This is a genomic window from Hymenobacter tenuis, assembly GCF_054780495.1.
In genome coordinates this window covers 25,743-38,581 of record NZ_BAAGWF010000003.1, presented here as the reverse complement: position 1 = coordinate 38,581, position 12,839 = coordinate 25,743, and the positions used below count along the sequence as shown (strand labels likewise).

At 57.4% G+C, this 12,839-nt stretch carries 19 protein-coding genes; 10 read left to right on the top strand and 9 right to left on the bottom strand.

All coding sequences use genetic code 11. The annotated features are described in order from the left end of the window. Nucleotides 1-34: 34 nt before the first annotated feature. Nucleotides 35-286, top strand: coding sequence for a phosphopantetheine-binding protein (locus ACYVGU_RS11645; protein ID WP_460614815.1), 252 nt, complete (start codon nt 35-37; stop codon nt 284-286). A gap of 153 nt (nt 287-439) precedes the next feature. Here the strand turns inward: ACYVGU_RS11645 and ACYVGU_RS11640 are convergent, their stop codons facing one another. After that, the gene (locus ACYVGU_RS11640; RefSeq protein WP_460622227.1) at nt 440-865 is read right to left on the bottom strand and encodes a hypothetical protein; all 426 of its coding nucleotides are present in this window, start codon (nt 863-865) and stop codon (nt 440-442) included. 106 nt (nt 866-971) lie between these two features. On the opposite strand from ACYVGU_RS11640, the gene ACYVGU_RS11635 reads away from it, so the two are divergent. Further along, complete coding sequence (locus ACYVGU_RS11635) at nt 972-1,535, top strand: GNAT family N-acetyltransferase (protein ID WP_460622226.1); 564 nt, start codon at nt 972-974, stop codon at nt 1,533-1,535. Between the two features lie 142 nt (nt 1,536-1,677). Next, on the top strand, nt 1,678-2,775 hold the full coding sequence (locus ACYVGU_RS11630) for an acyltransferase family protein (protein ID WP_460622225.1): 1,098 nt from the start codon (nt 1,678-1,680) through the stop codon (nt 2,773-2,775). On the opposite strand, the gene ACYVGU_RS11625 is transcribed toward ACYVGU_RS11630, so the two are convergent. Continuing rightward, nucleotides 2,772-3,425, bottom strand: coding sequence for an alpha/beta hydrolase (locus ACYVGU_RS11625; RefSeq protein ID WP_460622224.1), 654 nt, complete (start codon nt 3,423-3,425; stop codon nt 2,772-2,774). The two genes, ACYVGU_RS11630 and ACYVGU_RS11625, sit on opposite strands and share 4 nt — an antisense overlap. 243 nt (nt 3,426-3,668) lie before the next feature. Between ACYVGU_RS11625 and ACYVGU_RS11620 the strand changes: the two genes are divergently transcribed. Then, on the top strand, nt 3,669-4,052 hold the full coding sequence (locus ACYVGU_RS11620) for an Hsp20/alpha crystallin family protein (protein WP_460622223.1): 384 nt from the start codon (nt 3,669-3,671) through the stop codon (nt 4,050-4,052). A gap of 133 nt (nt 4,053-4,185) precedes the next feature. On the opposite strand, the gene ACYVGU_RS11615 is transcribed toward ACYVGU_RS11620, so the two are convergent. Then, on the bottom strand, nt 4,186-4,509 hold the full coding sequence (locus ACYVGU_RS11615; protein WP_460622222.1) for a hypothetical protein: 324 nt from the start codon (nt 4,507-4,509) through the stop codon (nt 4,186-4,188). Nucleotides 4,510-4,570: 61 nt separating this feature from the next. Next, complete coding sequence (locus ACYVGU_RS11610) at nt 4,571-4,843, bottom strand: VF530 family protein (protein ID WP_460622221.1); 273 nt, start codon at nt 4,841-4,843, stop codon at nt 4,571-4,573. 123 nt (nt 4,844-4,966) lie between these two features. Here ACYVGU_RS11610 and ACYVGU_RS11605 point away from each other — a divergent pair, with 123 nt between their 5' ends. The 3 genes from ACYVGU_RS11605 to ACYVGU_RS11595 all read left to right on the top strand — a co-directional run bounded on the left by ACYVGU_RS11605 (nt 4,967) and on the right by ACYVGU_RS11595 (nt 6,475). Then, nucleotides 4,967-5,800, top strand: coding sequence for a glycoside hydrolase family 25 protein (locus ACYVGU_RS11605; RefSeq protein ID WP_460622220.1), 834 nt, complete (start codon nt 4,967-4,969; stop codon nt 5,798-5,800). Between the two features lie 11 nt (nt 5,801-5,811). Continuing rightward, nucleotides 5,812-6,201 carry a septal ring lytic transglycosylase RlpA family protein gene (locus ACYVGU_RS11600; protein WP_460622219.1) on the top strand — a complete coding sequence of 130 codons (390 nt, stop codon included), beginning with the start codon at nt 5,812-5,814 and terminating at the stop codon, nt 6,199-6,201. 70 nt (nt 6,202-6,271) lie between these two features. Further along, entirely contained in the window at nt 6,272-6,475 is a 204-nt protein-coding gene (locus ACYVGU_RS11595) for a hypothetical protein (RefSeq protein ID WP_460622218.1), read from the top strand. A gap of 62 nt (nt 6,476-6,537) precedes the next feature. Here ACYVGU_RS11595 and ACYVGU_RS11590 read toward each other — a convergent pair whose 3' ends face one another. Beyond that, a complete protein-coding gene (locus ACYVGU_RS11590; RefSeq protein WP_460622217.1) occupies nt 6,538-6,957 on the bottom strand; it encodes a DUF6799 domain-containing protein in 420 nt (139 codons plus the stop codon). Between the two features lie 196 nt (nt 6,958-7,153). Between ACYVGU_RS11590 and ACYVGU_RS11585 the strand changes: the two genes are divergently transcribed. From ACYVGU_RS11585 to ACYVGU_RS11575, 3 genes are all read left to right on the top strand, one after another. Then, nucleotides 7,154-8,074 (top strand): J domain-containing protein, encoded by a 921-nt coding sequence (locus ACYVGU_RS11585; RefSeq protein WP_460622216.1) that lies wholly within the window; start codon nt 7,154-7,156, stop codon nt 8,072-8,074. Then, the gene (locus ACYVGU_RS11580; RefSeq protein ID WP_460622215.1) at nt 8,071-8,466 is read left to right on the top strand and encodes a chaperone modulator CbpM; all 396 of its coding nucleotides are present in this window, start codon (nt 8,071-8,073) and stop codon (nt 8,464-8,466) included. The genes ACYVGU_RS11585 and ACYVGU_RS11580 overlap by 4 nt, the downstream gene beginning before the upstream one ends. Before the next feature lie 176 nt (nt 8,467-8,642). Then, nucleotides 8,643-10,232, top strand: a complete 1,590-nt coding sequence (locus ACYVGU_RS11575; RefSeq protein ID WP_460622214.1) for an OmpA family protein — start codon at nt 8,643-8,645, stop codon at nt 10,230-10,232. 150 nt (nt 10,233-10,382) lie between these two features. Here ACYVGU_RS11575 and ACYVGU_RS11570 read toward each other — a convergent pair whose 3' ends face one another. The 4 genes from ACYVGU_RS11570 to ACYVGU_RS11555 all read right to left on the bottom strand — a co-directional run bounded on the left by ACYVGU_RS11570 (nt 10,383) and on the right by ACYVGU_RS11555 (nt 12,786). Beyond that, nucleotides 10,383-11,114, bottom strand: coding sequence for a ZIP family metal transporter (locus tag ACYVGU_RS11570; protein WP_460622213.1), 732 nt, complete (start codon nt 11,112-11,114; stop codon nt 10,383-10,385). Nucleotides 11,115-11,229: 115 nt separating this feature from the next. Then, nucleotides 11,230-11,970: an SAM-dependent methyltransferase gene (locus tag ACYVGU_RS11565; RefSeq protein ID WP_460622212.1), complete on the bottom strand. Its 741-nt coding sequence runs from the start codon at nt 11,968-11,970 to the stop codon at nt 11,230-11,232. Nucleotides 11,971-12,087: 117 nt separating this feature from the next. Next, the gene (locus ACYVGU_RS11560; protein ID WP_460622211.1) at nt 12,088-12,375 is read right to left on the bottom strand and encodes a heavy metal-binding domain-containing protein; all 288 of its coding nucleotides are present in this window, start codon (nt 12,373-12,375) and stop codon (nt 12,088-12,090) included. Nucleotides 12,376-12,390: 15 nt separating this feature from the next. After that, nucleotides 12,391-12,786, bottom strand: a complete 396-nt coding sequence (locus ACYVGU_RS11555; RefSeq protein WP_460622210.1) for a hypothetical protein — start codon at nt 12,784-12,786, stop codon at nt 12,391-12,393. Between the last annotated feature and the right edge of the window lie 53 nt (nt 12,787-12,839).

Genomic DNA, 12,839 nt, shown 5'->3' with positions numbered 1-12,839 from the left:
CCTCTCTTCTCAGTACTTGCTGCCGTATCAGACTATGGAACAGCTCATTCGCTACCAAGTAGAGCGCATGCTCCGCAAAAAACACCGCAACCCCGCGCTTCAGCTCACCCCTGCCTCCCGCTTACACGAAGACGTAGGACTTGACTCTATTGACATGGTGGAGCTGGTAATTAATCTGGAGAACCGCTTTCACATCGAAATTTCAGACCCCGAGCTGGAAGGCCTGCGCACTGTGCAACACGTGCTCGATTGCGTAGATGAACACCTGGCCGCCACGGTACACTAGGTCGTCGCTCAGCCCAAAGTTCTTGCAGAAACAGATACTGGTTACCGCCCTTATCTGCCCTGGTCCGGCCCCAGTAGCGTTGTTTAGATGACAGCTACTGGGCTGCCGGGCTTTTTTTGTGGCGCTAGGTACCGGCCGCTCGTAAAGCCTGCCTTACACCACTGGTTGGCGCCGGCCTATTTGCAGCCAGTTAATCGCCTCCCGCTCATCTATAAAACGCTCTGCTATAAAGGGTTTGTCAGCAAAAAAGCTAACGGGCGGAAAAGCGGCATCGGCTTCGGCATCGCGCATGATGGCGGGCACGAGCAGATACGCTAGGTAAGTGCGGCCACCCAACCGCGCTGACAGCATGGGCAGAAACGTGGTTATCATCCAGCGGGCACCATCCCGGTCGGTGTTATAGCGGCGGCGGGCATCGAGCAGCCACTGCCGGCACTGGCGCTGGGCCGCTTCCTCCAGTAAGTAGAGGTAGCCGGTACGCATCTCCTCTTCGGTTACTTTCCGCATCCACCGAATCAGTAGCACGTCCAGGTCTTCACGATACGAGACTTCCAGGTACTCCGGGGCAACTGCCGACATGTGCAAAAGGAAAAGAACTACATCAAAGGTAACAGCCTACTTTCGCAACCATAGTAGCCATTCTTCTGTTTTTGGCACTTCTTCGACCAACTCCGTATCTTTTTCTATGATTCCTTTGATTGCCTATACGCCGCGGCTTACCCTGATAGCAGCCAGCCGGGCCCTGCTCACCGCCGAACTCACAAAGCCCCAGTACTTTCCTGTGCTACTGGGTGCGGCCATGCCAGCGCACTGGCCCCCCGGCGAGTACGACGAGGACGCCATGCGTTATTTTCTGGAGCAGCTTACGGCGGGCGGCCGCACTGCCGCGGGCTGGTACGGGTGGTATGCCATTCTGCGCGCCGGCCAGGAAGCTCCTGTTAATACCATCATTGGCACCGGCGGCTTCCATGGCCCCCCAGTGAATGGATCGGTGGAAATAGGCTTTTCGATTGCCGATGACTGGCGCAACCAAGGCCTGGGTACAGAGCTGGTAGCCGGCCTGGTGCGCCACGCCGCCGATACCGAACTAGTGCGTCACCTCACGGCCCGCACTACCCCTGAGAACTCCGGCGCCCAGCGTATTCTCGAGCAAAACGGCTTTCGCCCTACTACCACCCTCCCCGACGAAGATGGCCGTCTGCATTTCGAGCGAGATATTATCGAGACGGATAAAACCGAGAAAAAATAATTTCCAACGAAGCCGTTGGCAGCTACTTCTGCCTGATGTGCCCTGGGTTGTTAGCAGCCTGGGGCATGTTTATTCTGGGCCTTAGGTAGTGGATTGCTGCAGGTGAGCCGGTACTTTTGCTTTCCTTTTTGTCCTGCCCGCTATGTCCGCTGCTACCGGTACTCCCCTTACCTACCGCCCTGAGTTGAATGGAGTGCGGGCCATTGCGGTATGGGTGGTAGTGGTGCAGCACTGGGCCTCGCCCCCTATCATGATGGGGGAAGTAGGGCGGCAGCTGTTCTTTGTACTCAGCGGCTACCTGATTTCGGGTATTGTCTGGAAGCAGCAGGTATATCCGGGTGCTCCGGGCCCCTGGCGGCAGCGCCTAGGTACGTTTTATCTGCGCCGTCTGCTCCGGATTATTCCACCCTACTACTGTGCCCTGGCCGTTAGTGCTTTGCTGCCTCTGGAAACCGTGCGCGAGTACGCGCTCTGGTTTATGCTACCTACGGCAAACCAGTTATTTTACCACCTCCAGCGCTGGGGCGAAGGCTGCGGACACTTCTGGACCCTGGCCGTAGATGAGCAGTTCTACCTTTTGTGGCCGCTGCTGCTGGGGCTGGTGGGCCGGCGCTGGAAGTGGTTTGTACTCATTGCTGGCCTAGGCTTGGCGTTCCGGGTAGGCTGGGGCCTGTTGGTCACTTCGGGCTTTCTGCTGGTGCTGCTACCCTCCTCTATTGATTTGTTTGCGGCCGGTACGCTGCTACGCCTCTTTGAGAAATCAGAAAGGCTAGGCCGTTGGGCCAAGGGGCGCTCTGTGCTGCTGGCCTGGGCAGTATGGTGGACGGCCTGGTGGTTTCTGCACCGAGTGGAGGGCGGCGCCACCTGGATTATGGTATTTCCTACTATAGGCTCGGTAGCGGCCTTCCTTACCCTGGCCTGGCTGTTGCGCAACCCCGATGCTGCCCGCCGAATGGGGCTGCTACACCCGGTACTGCTATGGCTGGGTAAGCGGAGCTTCGGAACCTACTTGTACCATTTGGTATTGCCGGTATTTTGGCAGCGGGTGGTGTACAAGCTATTCTCGGCAGAGTCTGGCTGGCGCGAAATTCTGCTGGGGCCTATTCCTACGTTACTGGTGCTTACGCCCCTGCTACTGTTGCTCTGTGCGGCTTCCTGGCGCTTCATTGAGGCCCCCCTCGACCGCTTCAAGCGCCACCTCACCTACGCTCCTACCACGGAGCCCGTGCCGGTGCGTTAGTTGGCCTCACTAGCAGCACCTAAAGCCGCCAGCGTTAGCGGCCCCTCCGATACAAACCGCAACTGCGCTGGCAGCCCTGCTTCCTGCATATCGTGCAGCAGGCCCTCTCCCGAAGCTTCCGGGGTAAAGTCGTTGGTAGTGGTGGAAATGAGCGTAACCGGCCGGTTTGGCAATTTTTGCAGGGTAGCGCTGCGGTCAAGCACGGCCGGAAATACCGCCGCGTATAAAATCAAGCGGCTGTAGGGCACGTGCCCATTGGCTAGCCAGCGACAGGCAACAGCAGCGCCGTGCCCATACCCCAGCACCGTGATGGACACCCCCTTGGGGCAGGCAGCCAGCACATGGTCGGCCAAGGCATTTAGGTAAGTGTTCAGGTCGGCCAAGTCGGGCGCCAGCGAATCATCTGTAAACCAACTGGCACCGGTCACTAACTTATCAGTGAGTTCGGCAGGCAGGGTATAGCGCGAAAGGGCTTCTGGCAGAATAAGCAGGCGTTCGGGTGTATCGAGGGTAATGAGCTGCGCCGCAAAATCTTCCAACGACTGCCCGCGCCCGTGCAAACAAAACCACACGTGCTGAATGTCAGGGCCGGGCTCACCGAGGCTGATGTACCGCGCCGTACGGGAAGTAGTAAAAAGCTGAGGCTTCATAAACAGGAGTTTCTGATTTGAAAAGAGAGTAGGTAGGCCGCTTCTTAAAGACGAGTAGTTACATCGGAAGGATACCGCACTAGGTCATTCCTACCAGTAAACCCGACACAATGACTGGCAAAAACCGGCTTAATGCACCTTAAAACGGACATTATGTCTTGTATTAGTATTAAGTGGCCATTGGGGTATGTTGGTACAGGATTTGAAATACCCCTGGTACATCATCCAGAAAGGAACCTAACCATGAATCTGATCAGCAAAGACTTTATCCGCAACATTGCTCCGCAACTCGACCTGCTTAACACGCTAGGTGGTGGTATTGCGCAAGCCGTGATTCGGGTCGACAAGCGGGAGAAGGGCGTGGTAGTCCGTGTGGCTGCCCCGTCGGTGAGCCCTGAGAACTTTCACGTTGTGCTCAATAACAATGTGCTGACGGTGTTTGCCGAGTATCGTAACTCGCCCGAAGACAAGCTGGCAGCGCCATTGTTCACGCGCGTTCTGGCCCTGCCCGATAACCTCGACCAGAGCCGCATCGATGCCGTGTTTGAAGGTCAGGAACTGCTGGTACGCATTCCGTACCGCGACACCACGGCCGCTGCGCGCGAAATCACCATCAAGCAGCGCTAATCCACTAGCTGCTCATAACGCCGGGACCGACCGGCCACCGTATGGTTTCACTTGCCACTGCCGGCTCGGTAGTGGCTTTTTCATGCCCGCTTAGCTACTAGCTACTACCAGTATCTAAACCTTATTCCTTCTGCTATTCGAACAGAGGCCACAACAATAGAAAGCCAGTGAGCAGGGAGAGGTAAAACCAGCCCATGAGGTGCCCGCGGTAGCGGCGCGGCAACCGGTTGCTCAATACCAGCACGGCCACTACTACCAAGGCCAAGTACAGCAGCAGAAACACCACCGTTTTCACCCAATTGCTGACAATGGTATTTTCGGGCTGCATTTGGTTGCTCATGCCCAGTCCGGACGTGGCAAACCGCAGCACGTAGTACACTACCACCTCAAACAACACGAACAACGCGGCGCCCACCAGCAACGGCCGCAGCCCCGATTTTTGGGTGGTTTCAGCCATAACAGCACCTAGTAAAACAGGTAAAACAAGAATTCAAGAACCCAGACCAGGAGGTTTGGGCTTACCGCTTGCTTAGTATTTCAGCCGTACGGGTTCGGATGTACAGTTCCTCTACTTTGGCTCGGGCCCAGGGTGTGCGGCGCAGAAACGTGAGGCTGGACTTGATGCTCGGGTTCACGGCGAAACAGTTGATGCGGATGCGACTGTCGAGCTCGGGCCAGCCGTACGCCGCCACCAAGTACTCCAGAATCTGAGACAGGGTAACGCCGTGTAGCTCGCGGATGAGGTGGCCGGATTCGTCGCGGGCATCAGGAAGGTTGGGCAGGTCGGGCATGGTAGTAGGGCAACTTGTTGCTGCAAAAGTGCGAAAAAGCAGGCGGCTTCCGGCTGGCTTCACCCTAGTAAGGTACCAGACAAGCCCGTTGCGTCGTTACCTTTGACCACCTGCCTTTGCTTCATGAGTGCTTCTCGTCGTTCCCGTACTGGCGTTTCCTCGGCCCGGCGCCGGTTGCTGCCGCTGGCGTTGCTAGTGCTGCTGGTAGGGGCCCTCGTTTTTTATGGGAAATATCAGCGGCAGATTAACCGGTATGTTCGCCGCACCTACGCCACGCTCAGCAGCCGGTACCTGACGGGCCGCGAGAAAACGCCCCTGCTCACGGGCTATTCGGTGCATGGCATTGATGTATCGGCGTATCAGGGGCAGATAAACTGGCCGGAAGTAGCCGAGCACAACGTGCGGTTTGCCTTTATTAAAGCCAGTGAAGGCGTAACCCTGCGCGACGTACGGTTTCAGCGCAACTGGAAAGGCGCACGGGCCGCTGGTATTTACCGCGGTGCCTACCATTACTTCCAGCCCAACTACGACGGCGCCCAGCAAGCCAACCTGTTTACCCGCACGGTGCCCCTAGCCCCCGGCGACTTACCGCCCGTGCTCGATGTAGAACACGCTGAGTTTCATGATGTGGCCCAGATGCGGCGCGGCGTGGCTATTTGGCTGCGGCTAGTAGAGCGCCACTACGGCGTGCGGCCCATACTCTACTCCAACTACAGCTTTTACAAGCGCTACCTGGCCGGGCATTTTGATGCGTACCCGCTGTGGCTGGCGCACTATGAGGTAGCACAACCCGTATTGCCGCGCGAGAAATGGATCATCTGGCAGCATTCCGATGAGGCCTACATTCCCGGCATTCGGGGCACCGTGGACTTCAATGTATTTCAAGGAAATTTTGAACGCCTGCTAGCCCTGCGCATTCCTTCGCGCACCCGGCCCCCAGGCACACTGGCCCACTAACGTTTCTGCCCATGCAATTCTCCGCTTTCCTTTCGTGGCGCTGGCTGCTGGCCTTTCCGGCAGCCGGACTGCTGGCCAGCTGCGCCGGCAGCTCCGGCGCCTTCACGCAATCTGGCAAGGCCTCTTTCTATGCTGATAAGTTTGAGGGGCGCAAAACGGCTAGCGGCACGGTGTATAGGGGCGGCCAGCGCACGGCGGCTCACAATACGCTGCCCTTCGGCACGGTGGTGCGAGTAACCAATCCGCGCAACCACCGATCCGTAAAAGTAACCGTCACGGATCGGGGGCCGCATGCCAAAGGCCGCATCATTGACCTTTCCAAAAAAGCGGCCCGCAAAATCGACATTATTGATGCGGGCGTGGCTCCCGTTGAACTAAAGGTAGTGCGCAAGGCACGCTAGCCCTCCGCTTTGCCCCAACCTGCCGTAGCAGCCATAGTGTATCCTAATCACCCTAAGCTTAGCTCACGCGATGCGCATTCGTAAAAAAGTACAGTGGACCATTCCCGCCGAAGCCGATCGATTTATCCAGCTCGGGGCCTTTGTAAAGGCCGCCGAAGTGCAAGGCTGGTCAGAAGCGGAAATACAGTTTGTGATGGATGAGGTGGTAGAAGCCGCCGATGAGGCAGAAGTAGCCCTCATCTTTCAGGATTATACGCAGCCCGTTCGGGGCTAACAAAAAAAGCGGTCCGGCTTCTGCCAGACCGCTTCCTAGGTCGAATAGTGCTTGTAACCTGCTTATTTAACCTTTTTCTTCATCTTGGCCTTGCTCTTGCCACCGTCGCGGGCTACTTGCAGCAGGCTGTCCTGCTCTGCTTTCATGGCTTTGGTAGTCAGGCGGCCGGTCAAGGACATGTAGTCGCCTTCTTTCAGCATGGCCGTGGTGCCATCGGTCATCGTTACGGTGCCGTCGGCGTTGATTTTGGTACCGTTCAGCAAGGCGGTTTCTGAGGTGAGGGTTTCGGTATGCGCGTCGCGCGTCATCATTACCTTGCCTTCTTTCATCATGAAACCGTCTTTCATAGTAATACCCACGGGCACCACTTTGGCCTTGGGCTGCACCGCCCGGCGCGGTGCTACTTTAGTTTGAGCCTGCGCGCACAGGGTAGTAGCGCCCAGTAGCAGTAAGGTAGCCAGCAGAGAAGAATGCACTTTCATAAGTAAGTAAAATGGGGTGGGTGGAAACACAGGCAAGGGGGAGCCGGCGGTCTAAAATACAAACTACGCGCCAAATTTCACCCCTACCTGCGGAGCAACCTAAGCTTGGATGGCTGCGTTTCAAAAAATATGCAGTAGATATACACCAACCGCATTTCCCGCTTTCATTTTTCGCCTGTTTTTTCCTGTTACTCTCGTGGATTACAAGGACTATTACAAAATCCTGGGGCTTGATAAGAAGGCTACCAAGGAGCAAATCAGAAAGCAATACCGGAAGCTGGCGCGGCAGTTCCACCCCGACGTAAACCCGAACGATGCCGAGGCGGAACGCCGCTTCAAGGAAATAAACGAGGCCAACGAGGTACTCAGCGACGACGAGAAGCGCCAGAAGTACGACCAGCTAGGCGCTGATTGGCAGCGTTACCAGCAAGCCGGCGGCCCCAACAGCCGCGGCAGCCAGGGCTTCGATTGGTCGCAGTATGCCCAGGGAGGCGGGTTTGGCGGGGGCCATGAAGACCCGTTTGGTGGCGCTGATTTCTCTGACTTCTTCAGCACTATGTTTGGTGGTGGTCACGCTGGTGGCGGCAGCACCCGGCCCCGCGCCGGCCAAGATTTTCAGGCGGAGCTAGAACTGACCCTGGAAGAAGCCTACCACGGCGGCCCCCGCACGCTCACCGTAAACGGTAAAAACCTGCGCATAACCATCCAGCCGGGCGTGGAAGATGGGCAGACCATCCGGCTGCGCGACCAGGGCGGCCCCGGCCGTAACGGTGGCCCTAGCGGCTCGCTCTATATCACGCTGCGCATCCTGCCCGACGCCCGCTATACCCGTTCTGGCCACGACCTGACCATGGACGTGCCCGTGAGCCTGTACACGGCCTTGCTCGGGGGCGAGCAGGTAGTAGAAACGCTTTCCGGCCCGGTTAAAATCACCATCAAGCCGGAAACCCAAAACAACACCCGGCTGCGGCTACGGGGCAAGGGCTTTCCGGTGTATCGGCAGGCGGGCCAGTTCGGCGACCTGTACCTGCGCCTTACGCTTACCTTGCCGCAACAGCTCACGGAGCAGGAAAAAACCTTGTTTCGACAACTGGCCAGCCTACGCCCGCAGGGTTGAGGCCAACCACTGACCTAGTACCCGCTGGCTTCGGCACTCATTTACTAGCTGTTACGGAGATGGAAACCCATATCATCACGATTACTTTTCAGGATTGCGCCGTGCGCTACGGCCTCACGGAAGCAGATGTACGCGAGTTTCTGGACCTGGGGCTGCTACACCCGGCCCCACACGTGCCCGAGGCTATAGCGGAGGAGCCCGACCACGTGGCGCGCCTAGCCCGGCTGCACCACGAGCTAGGCCTGAGCAAAGACAGCCTGGAGGTGGTGGTGGCCATGCGCCAGCGGATGGAGCAACTGCAACAAGAGCTCCAATTACAACGAGCCCGCGTTCGGCAGCTGGAGTTGTTTCTGCGCGGCTCAGGTCCTGTATTAGACATCGAGTTAGGGTAGTTCGAACCCGCTCTACCAATACGGCTCAGCTTACGCTACTGAACAGTAAATCAGAAACGTTGCAGGATTCCTAGGTGCGTTTGGACAGCAAAGCACAACTTTTCCGGTTGGCGGGTGTATAAAGGCGCAATCTGCTTTGCAGATTTTTCCCTTTCTGCCACCTTATCCACCTCTATATGCTTCCACGCATTCCCATTCCAAAGGCACTAGCCCTTGGGTTATCTGCCTGGGCCTTGGCGCCTTTAGCTTCTCACGCACAAACCGCCGACCGCAAGACGGCCATCGGGCTCAACGTGAGTGCCATGCAGTACAAAGGCAACTTCGGCTCCGACTACTGGAATTGGAGCGAGAATAAGTATGCCCCCGGCATCACCATCAGCCGCTACTTGACCAGCGGCCTGGACCTGCAGCTGAGCGGCAACTACGTCGAGTTCAAGAAGACAGCCCCCAACAGCGCGCCCCTCTTCGGCTCCAACTTCGCGACCAACGTGGTGAATGTGAACCTGGGCCTGAAGTTTAAGCTACTGGGCGAAGACTCGCCCGTACGCCCCTACTTGCTGGCAGCTCCCGGCCTGACGTACATGAGCCGTGAGAGCACCATCAACCGCAACAACCAGAACTCGGTCCTGAACGAAGACAAAAACCACTTCGACCTGTTCGGAGCAGCCGGTATTGACTTCCGCTTGGGTGATGCCGTGACCCTGTTTGTGCAGACCGGCCAGCACTTCCCGCTCAACGCCAACATTGACGGCGACCAAGCGCGCGACGACAACAAGATTGACGACCGGTTCCTGCAGCACACCGTGGGCCTGAATGTGGCCCTAGGCAAAGCCAAGGACGAAGACAACGATGGCGTAGCTGACCGCAAAGACAAATGCCCCGGCACCCCGGCCGGTGTAGCCGTAGACGCAAACGGTTGCCCGCTTGATGGCGACGCCGATGGCGTTCCGGACTATCAGGATAAGTGCCCCACCGAAAAAGGCCTAGCCGCTCTCGAAGGCTGCCCCGACCGTGACGGTGACGGCGTGCGCGACGGCGACGACAAGTGCCCCGATACTCCTGGCAAGGCCGAGCTCCAGGGCTGCCCTGATTCCGACAATGACGGCGTAATCGACCAGGACGACAAGTGCCCCGACACTCCCGGCGGCGTGAAAGTAGATGCTACTGGTTGCCCTATTGATACCGATGGCGACGGCGTTCCGGATTACCAGGACCGTTGCCCCAACCGCCCCGGCCCCGCCTCGAACAAAGGCTGCCCCGAAATGAAGCTGGAAGAGAAGAAGCGCCTTCAGGAAGCGACCAAGTACATCCAGTTTGAGTTCAACAAGGCTACTTTGAAGCCGATTTCGTTCCCGACTTTGGATGGCCTAGTACAAATCCTGAACGACTACCCGGATTATAATCTCGGCATTTCGGCTCACGCTGATAACGTAGGCAACGATGACTACAACCTACGCCTCTCCGATGACCGTGCTGCTTCGGCCCGTGCCTACATGCTGCGCAAAGGCATTCCGGAAGCCCGTATCGTGTCGCATGGCTACGGTGAAAGCAAGCCGATTGCACCGAACACGACCGAGTCTGGCCGCGCCCTCAACCGTCGCGTAGAGTTTGATGTGTACCTGCCCGGCGACCCGAACCCCGCGGAAACCAAGTACGGCCCAGCTCCAGAAATTCCGGCCGCTCCAGCTAAAGTTGCTCCGGCTCCTGCCAAAAAGGCTCCCGCGAAAAAGGCCCCGGCCCGCAAGCCAGCGCCCCGCCGGAAGTAATTCCGATTCGACCACCTAGTAAAAAGGCCCGCTCAATTGAGCGGGCCTTTTTTGTGTTCTCCAAGGGTGCGCGCTTACTGGAAAGTATGCCTGCCGAGGTTGGCCGATTGTTACTACCTAGTGCGTGAACACCAACCGCCACCTGAGAGCTTATACCATATCCACCACCAAAGCCAGCAGTAGCCCGGCCAGGGTAGCGAGGGTTTTGCGCACGTTCAGGCTATGGTCGGGGCTAGTCTCGAACAGGATGGTAGTGGACACGTGCAGAAAGTTACCGGCCACCAGCCCCAGCAAAGCCGCATAAATCCCACCCGTCAGCAGTTCTTCTAGCACTACAAAGTTGCTGACAACCATGCCGGCCGGCCCAGCCACCGCAAACAAGAGTAGGTAAGGCATTGCCCGCGCAAAGGAGCCCAGGCGCAGCAGCAGGGCGGCCATAAGAGCAAATGCGGCCGGAATATGGTGCAGCGCTACCCCCGCCAGAATAGCATAGAAATTTCGGCTTACGTCGCCGGCTTCAGGCGTTTTCACCAGAATACTACCCTCCAAAAACGAGTGAAGTACCAGCGAGAACAGTAGCAGAAATGGCACCCTACCGGCGTGCTCAGTGTGATGATGTACGTGCCCGTGCTCCACGCCCTGCGAAAACACCTCCAGCAGCATTTGCCCAAAAAAGCCCGCCAGCACAAAGTACCCCACCCGGTGCCCCGGCAGCATTTGCAGGGCCTCTGGCAACAGGTGCGTAACGGTAAGTGTGAATAGGTAAGCACCGCTGAAAGCCAGCAGGGGCTTCATCCAGGTGGTACGCGCCGTTGGTACCAGTCGGGTGAGCCAGCCAGCCCCCAGCACAGTTAGAAACAACGCAAAAACGGCAAACCACATGGCAAGAAACTAGGAGGGGTCGGGGATAGGAAAGGGGGTAGCAAATCAAGCAAGGCTGCGCACAGCGGGTTGCTGGCGCTTGATGCCGTTGCGCTGAGTACTTGGGTTGCGCAGTCTATTTCTTTAGCACGAAAATCATACGCGGGCTGGTGGCTTCATCATACGGGCCCAGGTGGTAGTCTCCTAGCACCTCCGCCAGCCGCAACCCAGCCATGTGGAAATACTCTTCAAACCGCTCCCGGCTCAGGGCCCGAACTCGCTCTTCGTAGTGCTGCTCCTGCCCTGCCGCGTCCAGAAAGCTGATTTCCTTGACAATGAAATCGTTCTGAAAGTGGCGGTGCAGCCGAAACTCGGTGCCATCCACCACTTTGGTTTCGTGGGCTACCAAGTGCTGAATAGTGCGCGCGGTATTCAGGAAGTCGATAACCATTTTGCCCCCAGGCCGCAGGGCAGCTGCCGCATTACGGAGCGCTACCACATTTTCCGTTTCCTGCTCAAAGTAGCCAAAGCTGGTAAACAGATTGAAGATGAAATCGAAGGGGGCGTAAGGCAGTGGCTCACGCATATCGTGCACATGAAAGCGCAGGTGTTCGTGGGCAAATTGCTGGGCGTGTGCAATGCTTTGGGGCGACAGATCAACGCCGGTTACATCGTAGCCTTGCTCGCTGAAATAGAGTGCATGGCGGCCTTTTCCGCAGGCCAGATCCAGCAGCCGGGTAGTAGGCTTGGGGTGCAGATGCGCCAGCAGCTTGGCCAGGAAAGCCCGGGCCTCAGTGTAGTTCCGGTCGCGGTACAACTGGTGATAGTAGGGCGAATCAAACCAGGTACTAAACCATTCGGTGGGCACAGAAAGCATAATAGCAGCAGCAAATAAAACGGAAAAGGGGCGCTTGCACGCCCCTTCTCGACAAGACAGCAAACAGTCGGCCATATTTGCAACAATGATGCAAATATGGCCGACTACTTTTTAAGATCAAAGCGAAGCGGCTGGTTTGGCAGCGGTATTGGCTTCCAAATCCATCCCACACACCGGGCATTTGCCAGTTGTGTTGCTGGCGCTGCCCTCACAGCCCATGGGGCAGATGTAGGCGGCCGTAGCAACTGGGGCAGTGGTGCTGTCGGCAGACGCAGCAGAAGCAGCAGGCGCAGCGGCTTCCGTAGTAGTTGCCGGTTGCTCAGCTGGTTTCGACTGGCAGCTACCTAGCACACTACCCATTACGAGGAGCGCAACTGCAGCCGCTGGTTTCCAGAATGTTTGCATAACCAACCCGGCTACTTATTCCTTGTCGGGGCCAGCAGCCTCAGCTTTCTGGTCGCTGGCAGCCTTTGGAGCTACAGGAGCTTTCTTGACGCTCTTAGTAGCGTCGGGGTTGTTGGTTTGGGCAGCATCTTCGGCATCGGCCGTACGGGCCTTCTCGGCGCTAACGCCTTCACGGTGGTCCACACCCTCTAGGTCAGCGTGGGAGCTGATGGGCCGCTCAATGGCACCGCCTTTCGACTGGTCGGCGGCAGCAGGCGTGTGCTGGTCAAAATTATCGGAAGAGCGGCTGCCGGGCTCTACCATATCTACCGATACCTTGGCTTCCGGACGCCAGTCCGAAGGTTCGCTGCTGCACGCATTCAGGGCCAGCGTAGCCAGGGCCAAGGCAGAAACTACAAGTTGCTTGCTCATGAGAAGAGGAAAAACAGAATCTTGAATAAGAGTAAGGACGTAAAAACGAGGCG